Genomic DNA, 15,647 nt, shown 5'->3' with positions numbered 1-15,647 from the left:
GCAATCAGAACTTCCCAGGCTTCACCGGATGTTCCGGGCTCCAAAGTGGCTGTCCAGCAAGAACATGGTCTACCCGAATCCCAGGAAACAGCAGGCGCAATTCCTTCGCCGCTCGTTCCATCCCCGGCTCCTCCGACACCTCGTGACCGAGCAGGATCAGCGCCTTCTTGCGGCCTTGGGTAACCGCATCCCTTACATATTCCACCGTCTCCCACTCGCTCGCTTCCCCGGCGATGAGAACCTCGACACCGGGCGCATTCAACGCACGGATCTGCTCTTCCCGGCCTGCGGCTCCGGGTATGAGTGCCACGTGCGTGACCAGCAGATCCGGATCTCCCTCCACTCGCATGGTCTGAGCGTGGAGAGTGTCCTTGAGCGTGAGCGCAAGCCTGCCCAAAGTCGTCTGCGGAATCGTGACAAAGTATTCGCCCATAGGCCCCGAGGGATGAGGATAAGCCGTCCATCCCAGGGCTTCGTACACGCCCTTCAAGATATGATCCCCGGACGGGTCGGCATGGATCTCATCGTGCAGCCGGTACACGACAAGGTGATGCTGCTCGATGTAAGCAAGCTTCTCCTTGTAGACGGGATCATCGGCCAGGGATTTCGTCTCGTCGCGATGGTTATAGAAGGTCGGCTCATGGGAGATGACAAGGTTGTCGCCCAACCGCACCGCCTCCTTGAGCACCGCCATGGTGTCCAAAAACGTGGTCACGATTCCGGTCACCGGAGTCGCTGGGTCCCCTGCCTTCAAGGTGTCCACCGTGTCAGGAGGCGCGGCCGGAAGATATCGCTTCTGGATGCGTGACCACGCCTCACCCGCCGTAGGCGCTGCGGCGTTCGTTTGCGCGGCAGCACATCCGCTCAAGAGAACCATGGCAGCGAAGAGAGCGACGAACCGAGGCTGCGTACCCGGCACGATCGGTGAGGTCTTCATCCTCGATATCCTAAACGTCCGCCATAGCCTTTGCTGCGTCAGACGGACGTCTTAGTCTGACGTAGCGGCAGGATTCGACCATCGCGCCGACTCTTTCAGCGACTCTACTGTCCCGCCAGCAGCAAGTACGCCGCCGAGGTGACCACCATGAACACTGCCGCTCCGAACATGTAACGATCTTCGACCTTCATCCTTCACCCCCGAGTGGCAATCCGCCACTCGGATATATCGGCTGCACCCCTCGCGCAGATCAGTCCAAGGTGCAACTCCTTCACGCCGGTCCAAACGCGCAAAGCGACCTAAAAATAAATTCCGCGTATTTCCCGGCAAAAACGCATGTCAAGCCCCAAAACCTGTAACTAACACAAAACAAAGCGAAATCTCGTGTCCCTTTAGTTTCGGTGAGTTCGATACACTGGATGCAGGAATCGAAAACGAGCGAAAACCACGTCACGGGTGCGACGTAACGCCGCTAAGTCCTTTGCTGACTAATATTTGCAGCTAAGTCCTTTCGATACTGATATTTGCGGGAGCAACCCTGTCGCAAATCCATCATTCGAAACGACTTGCGCCCCGCGTATGGGGAGGGGGGTGGGGGTGTCTGCAGGCTGCGAATCCATAGTCTAATGAACCAATGATTTCGCTGGGAAACAAAGTAGGCAGCCTCTGGGCGAAGCTGCCGCGAACCGCGCGTCTTGGAGTACGAATGGCTGGAATCGCAACACTTGTGACCTGCATGGGACCCGCAAGTTCGGAGCGTCTCGCGCCTCCCGGCCAGATGCCTCCAAACACTGTTCTTCTCTCCGAGATGATGCGCGAACTCTCCGCTCGTCCCGGATTCACCGACGCCATGCTCGACGAGTTGCAGAAGCAGTCCAAGGTCGGAGCCGCGCTCCTGACACCGGATCTTCTCCACCACCTCCGCGAACTGATCCTCGGCAAGGACTGGCAGGGACTCGATCGCTTTCCCGGCTGGACCATGCGCCAGATCAACCCCACGGTTCGCGTCGTCGGCCACGTCGCAGGAAAAGACGCCGACGCAACCACACTCGCGAAAAACCCCGGCAGCACCGCCGAGGGAGCCGCGAAGCCCGGAAAAATCGTCTCGGCCAAAATGAGCACCTTTGTCGACTTCGGCCCGTACGATCTGGACGAAGCACACACCGAAGACCTGAACAAACCATCCAATCGCCCAGGATTCTCAAGCGAAGGCCTGGTAAACGAGATCGGAGCAGGAGTCGTTCGCGGCGACGGACCCGACCCGCGATTCGCGCCCATGCACGCCGAAAGCCAGCGCCTCTCCGAGGTCTTGAATCGCCTCAGCCTCAACGGCTTCGAAGATGGAGATCACATCACTCCCGACATGACGGCGAAGATCAACGGCAGAACCGTCTCGACGCCGCAGGATCTCATCGCGGTCCTCATCGCCACCGGACACGAGGTCGTCGTCTCCGACTCACGCTATTTCGCCAACTTCGGCCACTTCCACTACAAAGGCCAGGACGTGATGATGCCCTTCTGGGTCAACTCCCAGATCGTCGTTCCCGGCACCAAACGCCCTCTTCTCGTCCCTGTAAGTCATGCCGAATACGAGTGGCAGATTCGCGGTCCGGTCATCAACGCCAGCATCGCGCACTACTTCGGCATCGACGGCAAGTCCGAGTTCCGCGTCATGGACCAGCTCGATCAGCCGTGGGTCATGGATCGCCACGCTCACGAGTACCGCAACGCCGAAGCCATCGAGGTCACACGGCTCGCCGGAGCGATGGTCGCAGCTTACGCTCGCCTCCACCGTGAGCGCCCAACGCTCCCCTTCGGCGGCTACTACGCACTCGGAGTCTGCCAGGATGTCGTCGCCGCGATCGAGCTCAAGATGACCGGGAAAGCCACGCTCTTCCCCAACACCGCCGATGGAGCTCTCTTCGACGACCCGAAGGACGCCGAGATCAACGCTCTCATCAAGGCGATCCCAAAGGACCGCGACGGCCTCATGCCTCAGCCGGAAAGGATCTTCGGCTCATTACCGACAGAGGACCTCGAAGGCGTGACGATCCCCGGCTTCGGCGCTGACCTAGTCGCCGTTCATAAGGCCTGGACAGACGGCACGCTCGAACGCACGCACAGCTGGCGGCAAACCGCACTGAAAGCCGCGCTATGGGGAATCGTCGGGCTACTTCTTCTCGGCATCGTCGGCCGTGTTCGAAAGGGGAAGAACTCGGAACAAAAGCACTGATTCCTGTGCAACTCAGGAATCGCCGTCTCAGTCTGACGTGGAGAGGTGAACTGGATGGCCACAAAGAAGGCAGCAGCTAAAAAGACCGCAGCCAAGAAGACTCCCTCCAAGAAAGCCGCCAAAGGCGCAAAGTATAGCGCCGCAGCCGGAGCCAAGGTCGAAACGGAGATGAAGGCCATGAAGGCCGGAAAGCTGAAGAGTGGATCCGGAGCGAAGGTCACGAACCCGAAGCAGGCTATCGCGATCGCGCTCTCCGAGGCTCGGAAGGAAGGTGACCAGGTGCCATCTCTGAACCAGGTCCACTGAGCTCCTAGTCTTTGCTCGCGCTCGCTGGAGCAGCCGCAGGTGCTGCCGCTGGCGCAGCGGCCGGAGCCGCACTGTCGCTCGCTGGCTTGCTTGTGCTGTCCTTGCTGACGGACTCGCTCGAGCTCTTGCTCTCGCCTGAAGCTGACGGCTTGGCGTTGCCATAGCCATCCGCGTACCAGCCGCCTCCCTTGAAGGAGATCGCAGGCGCGGAGATGACGCGCTCCAGGTGTCCGCCGCAATGCGGGCAGACGGTGATCTCAGGATCGGAGAACTTCTGGATTTTTTCGGTGTGCTTGTGGCAGGTCGTACATTCGTATTCGTAGAGCGGCATCTTCTTGTTCCTTGCTGATAGCTTACCGAATTGCGGCGGGCGATGTGGAGAGCACATCGCCCGCTGCCAGGTTATGCCTTCGGAAGCTCGACGAGACGAACGCTCGCGATAGCTTCGACCTTGCGGAGAGCCTCGACGGCCGAGTTGGCGGAAGCTGCGCTTGGAACGTCAATCTGCACAACTGCAAGTGCCTGACCCTGCGGAACCCGCTGCGCCCGTGTCGTCGAGGTGGCGCGACCGAGGGCGAAGTTGGCGATGTTGACCTGCTGCTCGCCCAGAATGGTTCCAATGCGTCCGACGACGCCGGGAACGTCGTGGTTCCGAATGGCCACAAGCGTTCCGTTCAGCGGAGCCTCGATGTCGATGCCATCGTAGGTGAGCAGACGCGGCGAGGAGCCGTGAAGCACCGTCGCGGAAGCGCTGGTGTCCCCGTCGGAGCTGTGAAGGACAAGCTTGAGAACCGAGCCCGTACCGCCGGTGGTGAACTCCTTCTTGTCTTCCTGGATGCGGATGCCGCGTTCGCCCGCGATCGCTGCCGCGTTGATGCGGTTGACGCTCTCCTCGTCGGCGAGAATGCCACAGATGGCCGCGTTGCGGATGAGGTCGGTCTTGCCGGTGGCGAGGCGTCCGGAGTAGGTGATCTGGATGTTCTCCAGATTGCCGGGAGTAGCGTGCGCAAGGAAGCTGCCAAGACGTTCGGCCATCTCGATGTAAGGCGCGGCTTCGACGTACTCCTCACGCGAGAGCGAAGGGACGTTGACGGCGTTCTGGACCACTCCGAGTTTGAGGTAGTCGCGAACCTGCATGGCGACCTGGATGCCGATGGCCTCCTGGGCCTCGTCGGTGGCTCCGGCGATATGCGGGCTTAGAAGCACGTTGTCGAGGCCATAGTAGGCGGACTCCTTGAGCGGTTCCTGGCGGAAGACGTCCAGCGCTGCTCCAGCGACCTTGCCAGACTTGAGTCCCTCAACGAGCGCCTCGTCCACGATAAGCTCTCCGCGGGCGCAGTTGATGATGCGAATGCCCTGCTTCATGATGCCGATGGAATGGGCGTTGATGAGGCCTTCAGTCTGGGTCGTAAGGCCGACATGGAGCGTGAGGTAGTCAGACTGCTTGAAGATCTCATCAATGGAGACGAGCGTGACGTCATTCTCGCGGGCGACGACTGGGGCAATGAAGGGGTCGTAGCCGATGAGCGTCATGCCGAAGGCGTGGGCGCGGCGTGCGACTTCGAGGCCGATGCGTCCGAGACCGACGATGCCGAGCGTCTTGCCACGCAGTTCCGAGCCCTGAAGGGTCTTCTTATCCCACTTGCCCGCGTGCATGGTGTTGTTGGCGCGGGGGATGGAGCGGCCCATCGAGATCATGAGGCCGAGGGTGAGTTCGGCAACGGCGACGGCGTTGGCTCCGGGGGTGTTCATGACGACGATGCCCTGGTGGGTGGCGGCATCGGTGTCGATGTTGTCGACGCCGACTCCGGCGCGTCCGATGACACGGAGTTTGGGGGCGTGCGACAGGAGGGCGGCGTCGGCCTGGACGGCGGAGCGAACGACGAGGGCGTCGGCGTCAGCGAGTTCGGCGGCGAGGCCATTCTTAATCTGGTCGGGGGAGACGATCTGCCAGCCCGGTTCTTTCTGGAAGACGGCGAGGGTGGCGGGCGAGACTTTTTCGGCGAGGACGATCTTCATGCGGGTGTACGGCTCCTTGGTACTTCAGGGACTTTCGGAAGACTCAACGCGGAGGAAACGCGAGAGGAGAGCGAAATACGGTGATTCGAGTCACTTCTGCCGTCTTCCAGTATAGGTGCTGGCCGGAGGCTTCGGGGACTTAGCGTCCGTTTACCGGGTAGGCTTTCGGGCCTTCTTTACAGGGCGATGAACGGCTTGTGCCCTGGCGGTAGCTGCGCGGGCCTTCGTGGTCGCTGCGCGTGTTTTCGCGTGGACGGGCAGGTTGGCGTGAGCCTGGACAGAATCCGAGGGGAGATCGGCGACGGGCTCGGGCGGAAGTGGAGGGAGTCCAGCCATAATGGTGACGAGATTGTTGGCTTCGTGGAAGACGTTAACGTGGCCTGAGTGTCGGCCCTCGGTCATGGCGATGAAAATCCCCGTACGGCGGGAAGGCAGGAGGGCGATGTAGGTGGTGAAGCCGCCACCGCCGCCGGTCTTCTGGATGATCATGCCGGGATCTTCGGGAAGGCCGAGGCGAATCCAGCCGAGTCCGATGCCGGACGGCTCGCCCGCGTGGCTGAGGCCTTTCATGCCGTTGAGCTGGCTGGGCAGGATGTAGACGGCCTGAGCGGCGGTGTTCTGCTGAACGGGAACGCTAGGCAGCCTGAGCAGGTACTGGAGCCAGCGGACCATGTCGTTCGGTGTGGAGTACATCCCGCCGCTTCCGGCTGAGGCCTGGGTGTCGGTGCATGGGCCTTCGTCCTTGAAGCCGACCATGAGGCGGGAGCATTGCTCGGGTGTGGGCGTGAGGGTGGTGTCGCGGAGGCCCAGCGGGGCGGCGGTACGCTCCTGGAAGAGCTGGGCATAGGGTTTTCCGGAGGCCTGCTCGAGGGCGTCGCCGAGCAGGTCGAAGCCAATGTTCGAGTAGGCGGAGAACTTGCCGGGAGAGAAGCGGAGACGCTGTTTCGGGAGCCAGTCCCAGCGGTAGGCGTGATCGGGAAAGGTAAAGTGCGGGGTGTCGTCGGGAGGCCAACCGACTTCGCGGGGGAGACCGGCCGTGTGGGTGGCGAGGTCGCCAAGAGTGATGCCACGTTCAGCTTCGCCGTGGAGGGTCTTGGTGGGGACGGTGACTCCTGCGGGAGCGAACTTCTGCAGAGGATCGGTGAAGTCGACGAGGTGGTCGACGGCAAGTTTGACGAGGAGGTCAGTGGCGATGATCTTCGTCAGCGAGCAGAGGCGGATGAGGGAATCGGGAGCGGGATGCTGGCCGGAGTGCGGGCGCTGTTCTCCATAACTCTGCATGTAGATGCCTTCGTCGCGGACGACGACGACAACCATGCCGGTGGCTCCACTGGCGGTGAACATGGCCGCACCTAACGGATCGGCGGTAGGAAGCGGCGGGGTCTGCTGGGCTTTGAGGGGGATGGCGGCGAGGAGAAGGAGTAGGGCGGCTTTGCGGGGAGCGATTGGCATGGGTGCTTAGTGGGAGCTGCGGCGGCGAGCAGGCCTTCGACTCTTAGCGGCGTCCTGCTTAGGATACCGGGAAGAGGCATGGGCAGCCCAAGTTAGCCGACGATGGAGCCGTCGGCGAAGATGGGGCCCCTGGTTTTGCGGGCCACTGCTGCAGCCTCAACACATCGCCTATGGAGTCGTGGTCTCTTGTCTAAACGATGTGAAGGTGCGTTCCAGTGCTTCGGATGTGCGGATGATGGGCTTCCATCCTAGGGCTTTGAGCTTCGCGTTCGAGAAGCGGTTTCCGCCCCACATGGCCCTCGTCTTATACGGGGTGAAGATCGCTGGAAGCTGTCCCTTGGATCGATTGGAATACGCCTGCACCTTTCCCGATCCCCAAAGGAGAAGCCAGTAGGGTATCGGGATGGTACTGATTCGTTTCACCCGTTGCCGATAAAGCGACAGGTACTGGCGGGAGGTGGGCAGATCATCATCGACGACGTTGTAGATCTGTCCTGCCGCTTCCTTTGACAGGGCTGCGAAGACGATCGCCTCAGCGCAGTTTTCGACGTAGGTGAGGGGCAGAAGATTGCTTCCACCAAGATGGAGGAACCTTCCGAAGAGCTTCAATCCCACTCGGTTCGAGAAGTGTCCACTGCCCGGCCCATAGATAACTCCCGGGCGCAACACCACGAGTTCGAATCCGTGCCGGTCCCGGTATTCCCAGAACATCTGCTCCTGCCGGAGCTTGGTGTAGCTGTAGACGTCGCGACGCTCGGGGTGCTTCTCCATGGGGGTGGTTTCGTCGACGAAGGCTCCGCGTCCCAAGTCGGCAACTCCCATTGCGCCAAAGGAGCTGACGATGACGACGCGAATACCACGGGCAGCGACTGCATCCAGAAGATTGCGGCTCGATACGACGGAATCCATGAACATCTCGGCTGGACTGCCCTTCAATGCTGCAGCGGCGTGAATGACAAGATCTACGCCATCCACTGCCGAGTCCACCTGCTCTTTGTGTCTCAGATCTCCAACGAAAAGTTCTATTACGGCCGCAGGGTAGGCGGCAGCCAGCCCCTGCAGCGGCGCGCCCTTGCCGAGGCTTCGCACCATGCATCGCAGATCGGTTTGGCCGTGTGCCAGGAGACGCTCCACAAGACATTTACCAAGAAACCCGCTCGACCCCGTGACCAGGATCTTCATCGTGCCGCCCCCACTGGATATACCTGCTCGATCACCGTATCCATCACTTCTGACACCTTCACCATGTCCATGTAGGGGATGGGAGGCTCGGTACCGTTGCGAATACTCGCGTAGAACAACTCCAGCAGCGTTGTCATGCCGGCGAAGAATTGGAACTCATGCCGCTTGAATGCCTTGATGTTCCTCCATCCGCCCTTCAGATAGCGAGAGGACATCTGGAACGCGGGGATGAGCCTGCCGATGGAGCCGGGATACTGTTGTGTGGTTTCGAGGACTACCGTGCGGTTCGAGAAATCGAGCACGGCGGTGTTCTTCGTCCCGTAGATCTTCAACAGGTTCGCGACCGGCCGTGCGTGGCTGCAGAGGCTGCCGAAGGCTGAGACGCCACCACCACGCAGGACCACGCGAAGCTCGTCCAGCATAGCGTCCGTGGAGTCGCCACGGAGCACCTCGCGGCGCTTGTGGGCGAAGGCGTGGACCTCGGGCTCGACGTCCGGGAAGAGCGGGAGGATCCGATTGAAGATGTGGTCCATCATGTTGTGAAAGAGCTTGCCAGGCAGGCGATGCACCCAGTGCGCGGGGTCCGTCATGAGCGCCTGACCGTAGGCTCCGCTGAGGTCGTAGCCGATGAAGGCTTCCACGTGGACGGGATCGCCAATGATGCCGGAAGCGAGCATGCGCTTCAACTCCATGGCGGGTGGATCGAAGTTCGGCCAGTAGTTGATGCTCATCTGACGCCCTGCGGAGGTGACGGCGTCGATCAGCTCCCGGCACTCGGCGGCCCGCAAGGCAAGGGGCTTCTCGAGGAAGACGTGCGCTCCGGCCTGAACGCATTGGCGCGTGAGGGCAAGGTGGACGGCGGGCGGTGTTGTGATGTGAACGACGTCGAGCTGCTCCGCCGCAAGCATCTCGTCCAGGCTGCCGTACCAATGGTTCACGCCAAAGCGGACGGCTAACTGTTCGGCAAGGATCGGTTCCCGGTCACAGACTGCGACGAGTTGAGCGCCCTCCATGTACTTCAGCACTTCGGCGTGCCCGTCGGCAATCTTGCCACAGCCGACGATCCCGACCTTTAGCAACGTCATTTCCTTGAGGCTCCCCGCGCCCTCCATGTATATCTCAGAAATGCGGGGAGTCCGTCACACCTTCGTCATCCGTCAGTAACGGTTCTAGACGAAATAGTGAGGGATAAAGGAACTTAAGTTATCGGTGACAGGGGTGCGGGATTCACGAATCCCCATGCCGCAGCAGTCCTGGTCGACTATCCAGACACCGAGGACGGGATACCGCGGCTTGCCGTCGGCATCGGGGAAGATGGCATCCGGAGCGAGGGCCTGGCGGATCTGGCGTCCAAGGTAGGTTCCGGCGGTCTCGAAGACCGTCGCCCCATCGCGGACTACGGTAACGTTGGCTCCTTCGCGGGAAAGCAGGGGCTTGCGAACGTAGTTGCGCATGCGTCCCGGTCCCGTAGGCGCTGGGATGATCGAGTGAGGAGCCGAGCCGGAACCAAAGCCGGTGTTGACGCCGCTCCAGCCTGTGGCAGCGGGGGCGGAGGCTCCGTTGGTGCTGGTGGCGGGTGCGGCTGGCTCGAAGTGTGCTTCAAGAAGGAGTTCGTGATTGGGGTAGAGCTCCCACAGAATGGGCAGGATTCCCTTGTTCGATAGGAGCATCTTCCAGATGGGTTCAATCCACCGCATCTGCTGGTACGTCTCGAGAGCCGGTTGGCCGAACTCCTCGGCCACCATTGCCTCCCATGGGTAAAGCTTGAAGACAGAGAACATCTGGTCTTCGTTGGGGTCGAGGAAGGCCTGCGCGTCGGCGTTCCAGCCGATCTCCTCCATAAACATCTGGAGGGTCTGAAAACCAGCCTGTTGCGCCGTGTCGCGAAGATAGACGAGGGTAAGTTGATCTTCGGGCTCGTCGATTCCGGCGAAGTAGAGGGGCTGCTGGAGATAGGGGATCAGGTCCTTCCACTTGGCGATGAGCTTGTCGTGGATGGAGTTGAACTGATCTGGGTCGCCGCCGTGTAAGGGGTGCTTGAGGTTTGGAGTGACTTCTTTGAGCCAGTCCCACTGAACGACCGCTGCTTCCAGGAGCGCGGTTGGGGTGTCGGCGTTGTATTCGAGCAGCTTGGGCGCGGAGCCCGAGTGCTCGCTTGCCCAAGAGAAGTCGAAGCGCCCGTAGAGGGCAGGCGGCTCCTGGTTCCAGGCGAGTTCGATGACGGGGATGGCGGCTTCGGGAATCTCGAGTTCGGCGTAACGTTTGTTGTCGATGATGTGCTGGGCAGCGGCGAGGCACATCTCCTGCATCGTGTTTCCGGCGGCTTCGAGCGTATCGACCTCGGACGAAGTGAACTCGTAGGCGGCCGACTCGTCCCAGTAGGGATAGGGCATCACTTCTGGCGAGTGGTAGGTGAGGCCGACGGCTTCGACTTTGCTTTGCCAGTCGGGGCGGGGAGCGAGGGAGATGCGCTTCATTTGGTCACCTGAGAGTTGATTGCTTATTCGCCGGATCCGCCGCCGCCGTGGGCTCCACCCTCGGAGAAAGAACCTCCGAAACCCCCGCGGGCGGTGCCGGATCGGACTCCGCTGCTGTTGACGTAGGACCGGCCGGGTGCGGCGGTGAAGCCTCCACCGCCGACGGAAGAGCCGAGGCCAAAGCCGCCGTATCCGCCGTAGTAGTAGCGATAGGGAAGGAACACAACGCCTCCGCCCCCGCCATGGTTCTGCTGCTGAAGGTTTTCCTGGGCGGCGCAGAGAGCGTCGGCGACGACGACGTTGTGCTCATCCACGCAACGGCGCATCTCCGGCTTGCGGCAGCCCGCGATCATGGCGGAAGCGGCAAGGGCCAGGAGAGGCGCGGCGACGTGGATCGATCGTTTCATTGAAGTGTGCTCCGAAGGAGTTTATCTGGTTGCGGGTTCAGAGGACAGATTCCCGCTGTATTCGGCATAGACCTTCTGAGCGGCTACGGGGCCTGTTCCGAGGGCGAGGTGCAGGATGGTTGAGGCGAGGACCTGCTCGATGGCTGCGATGAGCGCGATGGTGTCCATGTAGTCGGTGAAGCCCAGGTGGGCGATGCGCAGGATGCGGCCTTCGAGTTCGCCGTGACCGCCAGCGATCCGAGTTCCGAAGCGGAGTTGGAGCTGATCGATGAGATGGGCGGCATCAACGCCGTCGGGAGGGATGACAGCGGTGACGGCGGCGGACGAGGCTTCAGGCGCGAAGAGTTGGAAACCCATGGCGAGCAGGGCAGCGCGCGTCATGGCGGCAGAGGTTTCGGCGTTGGTGATGAGGAGGCGGCGGCCGGCGGCAAGGTCTCCGATGGCCTGCGCGGCGATGACGTCGAGCGCGGCGCTTAGGCCCACGATGAGCGAGGTGGCAGGAGTGTAGGCGGATTCGCCACGACGGGCGCTTTTGCGCTCTTTGCGGAGGTCGAAGTAGTAGCGGGCGTTGTAGGTGGCCTCCATACGATCCCAGGCGCTTTCGGAGACGGCGAGGAAGCTCAGGCCGGGCGGGACCATCAGGGTCTGCGAGCCCGCGAGAAGGATGTCGACTCCCAATATGTCGATGTCGAGCGGGCTGCTGCCGAGGCTGGAGATGGCGTCGACCACGAGGAGAGCCTCGGAGGCCTCGTCCTTGAGGAGCCGGGCGATGGCGGCGATGTCGTGCTGGACTCCGGTGGACGTCTCGGTAGCCTGGACGAAGACGGCGCGGGTTTCAAGTTTGAGAGCTGCCTTGATCGCATCCGGGGAGAAGGTCTGGCCGTGGCAAGCGATCACCTCGTCGACGGCGCATCCGAAGTTCTTGGCCAGTGCGCTCCAGCGTTCGCCGTACCTGCCGGCGATGAGGACGAGGACGCGGTCTCCGGGAGAAGTGAGGTTGGAGACGGCGGCTTCCATGGCGCCGGTTCCGGAGCTGGAGAGGAGGACCACGTCGTGGGTAGTTCCGAGGAACTGCTGGAGTTGGATGTGGACGCGCGTATAAAGGGCGCGGAACTCCGAAGTCCCGGGCTGGATGGTGGAGGTGGCCATGGCAAACTGGATGGCTGGGAGGACAGCGGTGGGGCCGGGTGTGAACTGCCGGGGCTTGTGGATCATGGGGCTATTGTAAGGGGGTGCTTGGAGGCTCCGGTCTTTCGCGGTGCGGTGAGCAGACAGTTTCTATAATGGGCACTTGAGGACTACGCGATGAGTGACGAAAGTATTGGCAAGAGGATTCAGACTGACATTGTGACGGCCATGAAGGCGAAGGACGAGCACAAGCTGACCACGCTGCGGATGGTGAAGTCGGCGCTGAAGAACAAGGAGATCGACAAGCGGGAGCCGCTGACCGATGCCGAAGAGACGCAGATCCTGACGACGCTTCTAAAGCAGAGGCGGGAGTCGGTCGAGTCGTTCACCAAGGGCGGGCGTCCTGAACTGGCGGCGAAGGAGACGGAAGAGATCGCGATGATCGAGGCCTACATGCCGCAGGCAGCGAGCGAGGATGAGGTTCGGACGATCATTCACGGTGCAATCGAGCATCTTGCGGCTGGCGGGGCGAAGCTTGGTCCTAAGGACATTGGACCCGCGATGAAGGTCGTTCAGCAGAGAATTCTTTCGAGCGGGCTACGGGCCGACGGCAAAATGGTCAGCGAGATTCTCAAGGCCGAACTGGCGAAGTAGCCTTCGAGGCGAGGAGTAGACGTGACCGACCGCTCCAGTCACTCCCGCTCAGCGCTCGAGAACTTCCGGCTGACGGTGTTTCGCGCGGTTGCCGGGCAGAGGAGCTTTCGGCGGGCTGCGGAGTTGCTGTACCTGACACAGCCTGCGGTGACGCAGCAGATAAAGGCGCTTGAGCAGGAGATCGCTGTGCCGCTCTTCGACCGGGCGGGACGTGAGATCGTCCTGACGGCTGCCGGAGAAATACTTCTGCGATATGCGAGAGAAGGGAACGAGCTTCTCCTGCGGGCCGAAGCAGAGCTTGCGGCGCTCGAAGGGCAGGTGACCGGTCCGCTGCGGCTTGCTGTGTCGACAACCATTGCTCAGTATGTGCTTCCACCGATGCTCGGGAGATTTCTGCGACGGTACCCGGCGGTTGAGTTGCGGATGCGGAGTGCCAACACCGAAGGGGTGGCCGCGGCAGTGCTCGATGGTTCGGTCGACGTCGGATTGGTCGAAGGGCCGGTGCATCGTCCGGAATTGAAGCTGGAGGCGTGGTTGCGGGATGAACTTGTTCTGGTTGTCGCTAGCAATCATGCGTGGGCCGGGCTCGCGGCGATTGCGCCGGAGCAGCTTCGCGGGATGCCTGTCCTGCTGCGGGAGCGTGGGTCGGGGACGCGGGAGATCGTCGATTCTGCGCTGGAAGCCGTTGGGCTTGCCGCGAAGGATCTGAATGTCGCGATGGAGCTGAACTCGGCGGAGGCTTTGCTTGCCTGCGTGGAGGCTGGGCTCGGCGTTGGGTTCTACTCACGTGCGGCGATCCGACGCCAGCTACGTCTCGGAACGCTTATGCAGGTTCCCGTGCATGGGTTGAAGATCGGAAGGGACCTATCGTTCGTGACGATGCGCAGCGCGGAGCCTCGCGGGAACGCGTCGGTGCTGCTGGAGTTTTTGCGGGAACAGGCTCTGGCGCGACGAAGAAAGAAGCCCGCGTAAAGCGATAAGCGCGGCTTATCGCACATCATGATTGCTGCTTGGACGCGCCCTCTGGAGAACGGAATACTTGGTCTCAGAGGCGAATGCCATGAGTACGAAAAACATCTTCTTTCTTGGTTTGATCCTTGCGGCGGCGGGTGTGCTGTCCCCCCCGCTCGCACTATTAGCAGGGCTTGTCTTCGCATTGACGGTCGAGCATCCGTTCGCGATGGAGAGCCACGATCTGTCGAAGTTTCTGCTTCAGGCGTCGGTCGTTGCGCTTGGCTTTGGGATGGACCTGCATGAGGTGATCCATGCGGGGCGGTCAGGGTTCGTCTACACGGCGGTCAGCATCTCCGTGGCCATGCTGCTTGGGCTTCTGCTCGGGCGCGTCATGCGCGTTCCCGGGAAGGCTTCGTTTCTGATTACCTGCGGAACGGCGATATGCGGTGGAAGCGCAATCGCGGCGATTGGACCGATCACGGACGCAAACGAGGAGGAGATGGGGATCTCTCTTGGAACTGTCTTCACGCTGAACTCCGTTGCGCTCGTGCTGTTTCCTTTTGTCGGAACGCGGCTGCATATGACCCAGAGCCAGTTCGGCCTGTGGGCGGCGCTCGCGATCCACGACACGAGTTCCGTGGTGGGCGCGGCGGCGAAGTATGGGGCGGTGGCGCTGACGATCGGAACGACGGTAAAGCTGGCGCGGGCACTGTGGATCGTCCCTCTGTCCTTCGCGACGGCGTACGCCATGAAGAGCAAGGCGAAGGTGAAGATACCCTGGTTCATCCTGCTGTTCTGTGTCGCCGCGGTTGTTCGGACATACCTTCCGACGCTACACGGAATCTATACCGCGCTGAGTGGGCTTGGGCGCAGCGGGATGGCGGTCACGCTGTTCTTGATCGGGACGGGACTCTCGCGGGAGATGTTCCGCAAGGTGGGCGTGCGGCCGATGGTGCAGGGCGTGGCGCTCTGGATCGTGGTGGCGGTCGCTTCGCTGATGGCCATCCGCGCCGGGCTGATTGCGATCTAGGCCGATCTGCAATCAGCCGCAGAGCAGGCTAGATCTGAGAACAGGAAAGCGGCTTGAGGATCAAGCTGTCGATGTTCGAGACGGTCGGCTCGAAGGCGAAGTGCGGGTCTGACGAAAGCTTCTTCCACTGGGGATCGCTCGAGAAGGCCTTCCAGCGGACTTCGAGATCCGTGGTGTCGGGGAAGGTGAGCATGTAGGTCAGGCTCGGGAGCCGTGCACCGATGAGACTGTCTCCGTAGAAGACCTGGGTGCAGCCCGCGCGTGCGAAGATCTCGAACTCGCCCGAGTGGAACATCTCGACCTTGCGGACGTGATCCTGCATCGTCGGGCTTTCGTAGGTGCGGAGTTGGAAGACGCGCGGAGCCTTGGTGGCCGAAGACGCCGGCGGCACGAGCATGGGAAAGCCTTCGAACGCCCGCAGAAGCTGGCTCTCCAGGCGAATGAACGCGGGCGAGGAGGCAGGCGTGTTCCAGAAGGGCGCTGCCGCTTTCATGAAGGTCTCGTCCTTCGCCAGTGCGAGGTCCACCGTGGCGAGCGCTTCGACCGTCTTCGACGGCATCAGGAGGTAAAAGGTCGGTGTTTCGGGGCCGAAGTAGACCGTGAAGGCTCCGACGGGGGTGATGCCCATCCGGTTGAGCGCGGGAATAAGGGCTTCGGCGAAGTAGGCTTCGGTCAGCTTGGTCTGGGGTCCGCTTACGAGGCGGTACTTGCGAATCTGGTAGAACTCGGGGGCGACTTTGTCTGGCACGGCGGCGAGGGCTTCTCCGGGTTTTGCAAGCGAGAGGGCAGAGGCGGCGAGAGAGGTCGAAAGAAACTGGCGACGGTGCATGGAGGCTCCAGGGGAATGACGAATTCTAGCTGATCGCTG

The 15,647-nt window shown here is 61.6% G+C and carries 15 protein-coding genes; 5 read left to right on the top strand and 10 right to left on the bottom strand.

Annotated elements, in window-relative coordinates; all coding sequences use genetic code 11:
- Window positions 1–4 precede the first annotated feature (4 nt).
- Complete coding sequence (locus GRAN_RS05035; protein WP_128911873.1) at window positions 5–937, bottom strand: Nif3-like dinuclear metal center hexameric protein; 933 nt, start codon at window positions 935–937, stop codon at window positions 5–7.
- A 706-nt stretch (window positions 938–1,643) separates the two neighbouring features.
- Between GRAN_RS05035 and GRAN_RS05030 the strand changes: the two genes are divergently transcribed.
- Window positions 1,644–3,170 (top strand): hypothetical protein, encoded by a 1,527-nt coding sequence (locus GRAN_RS05030; protein ID WP_128911872.1) that lies wholly within the window; start codon window positions 1,644–1,646, stop codon window positions 3,168–3,170.
- A gap of 54 nt (window positions 3,171–3,224) precedes the next feature.
- Entirely contained in the window at window positions 3,225–3,476 is a 252-nt protein-coding gene (locus GRAN_RS05025; protein ID WP_128911871.1) for a DUF6496 domain-containing protein, read from the top strand.
- 4 nt (window positions 3,477–3,480) lie between these two features.
- Here the strand turns inward: GRAN_RS05025 and GRAN_RS05020 are convergent, their stop codons facing one another.
- From GRAN_RS05020 to GRAN_RS04985, 8 genes are all read right to left on the bottom strand, one after another.
- Complete coding sequence (locus GRAN_RS05020; RefSeq protein ID WP_128911870.1) at window positions 3,481–3,807, bottom strand: FmdB family zinc ribbon protein; 327 nt, start codon at window positions 3,805–3,807, stop codon at window positions 3,481–3,483.
- 71 nt (window positions 3,808–3,878) lie between these two features.
- A complete protein-coding gene (gene serA / locus GRAN_RS05015; RefSeq protein ID WP_128911869.1) occupies window positions 3,879–5,495 on the bottom strand; it encodes a phosphoglycerate dehydrogenase in 1,617 nt (538 codons plus the stop codon).
- Window positions 5,496–5,645: 150 nt separating this feature from the next.
- Window positions 5,646–6,947, bottom strand: coding sequence for a D-alanyl-D-alanine-carboxypeptidase/endopeptidase AmpH (ampH, locus tag GRAN_RS05010; RefSeq protein WP_128911868.1), 1,302 nt, complete (start codon window positions 6,945–6,947; stop codon window positions 5,646–5,648).
- A 168-nt stretch (window positions 6,948–7,115) separates the two neighbouring features.
- Window positions 7,116–8,129: an NAD-dependent epimerase/dehydratase family protein gene (locus tag GRAN_RS05005; protein ID WP_128911867.1), complete on the bottom strand. Its 1,014-nt coding sequence runs from the start codon at window positions 8,127–8,129 to the stop codon at window positions 7,116–7,118.
- Window positions 8,126–9,214: a Gfo/Idh/MocA family protein gene (locus tag GRAN_RS05000; protein WP_128911866.1), complete on the bottom strand. Its 1,089-nt coding sequence runs from the start codon at window positions 9,212–9,214 to the stop codon at window positions 8,126–8,128. The genes GRAN_RS05005 and GRAN_RS05000 overlap by 4 nt, the downstream gene beginning before the upstream one ends.
- Before the next feature lie 84 nt (window positions 9,215–9,298).
- Window positions 9,299–10,606 carry a glutathionylspermidine synthase family protein gene (locus GRAN_RS04995; RefSeq protein WP_128911865.1) on the bottom strand — a complete coding sequence of 436 codons (1,308 nt, stop codon included), beginning with the start codon at window positions 10,604–10,606 and terminating at the stop codon, window positions 9,299–9,301.
- Between the two features lie 23 nt (window positions 10,607–10,629).
- A complete protein-coding gene (locus tag GRAN_RS04990) occupies window positions 10,630–11,013 on the bottom strand; it encodes a hypothetical protein (protein ID WP_128911864.1) in 384 nt (127 codons plus the stop codon).
- A 21-nt stretch (window positions 11,014–11,034) separates the two neighbouring features.
- Window positions 11,035–12,228: a pyridoxal-phosphate-dependent aminotransferase family protein gene (locus GRAN_RS04985; RefSeq protein ID WP_128911863.1), complete on the bottom strand. Its 1,194-nt coding sequence runs from the start codon at window positions 12,226–12,228 to the stop codon at window positions 11,035–11,037.
- A gap of 90 nt (window positions 12,229–12,318) precedes the next feature.
- On the opposite strand from GRAN_RS04985, the gene GRAN_RS04980 reads away from it, so the two are divergent.
- The 3 genes from GRAN_RS04980 (at window position 12,319) to GRAN_RS04970 (ending at window position 14,779) form a co-directional block, all read left to right on the top strand.
- The gene (locus GRAN_RS04980) at window positions 12,319–12,795 is read left to right on the top strand and encodes a GatB/YqeY domain-containing protein (protein WP_128911862.1); all 477 of its coding nucleotides are present in this window, start codon (window positions 12,319–12,321) and stop codon (window positions 12,793–12,795) included.
- Between the two features lie 21 nt (window positions 12,796–12,816).
- Complete coding sequence (locus tag GRAN_RS04975; protein ID WP_128911861.1) at window positions 12,817–13,767, top strand: LysR substrate-binding domain-containing protein; 951 nt, start codon at window positions 12,817–12,819, stop codon at window positions 13,765–13,767.
- An 88-nt stretch (window positions 13,768–13,855) separates the two neighbouring features.
- Window positions 13,856–14,779 (top strand): YeiH family protein, encoded by a 924-nt coding sequence (locus GRAN_RS04970; RefSeq protein ID WP_128911860.1) that lies wholly within the window; start codon window positions 13,856–13,858, stop codon window positions 14,777–14,779.
- A gap of 28 nt (window positions 14,780–14,807) precedes the next feature.
- On the opposite strand, the gene GRAN_RS04965 is transcribed toward GRAN_RS04970, so the two are convergent.
- Window positions 14,808–15,608: an NIPSNAP family protein gene (locus tag GRAN_RS04965; RefSeq protein ID WP_128911859.1), complete on the bottom strand. Its 801-nt coding sequence runs from the start codon at window positions 15,606–15,608 to the stop codon at window positions 14,808–14,810.
- Between the last annotated feature and the right edge of the window lie 39 nt (window positions 15,609–15,647).

It is taken from the genome of Granulicella sibirica (assembly GCF_004115155.1).
GTDB classification, from domain to species: Bacteria; Acidobacteriota; Terriglobia; order Terriglobales; family Acidobacteriaceae; genus Edaphobacter; species Edaphobacter sibiricus.
Note: the sequence above shows the minus strand (reverse complement) of the source record. Positions and strands in the feature narration are given on the sequence as shown.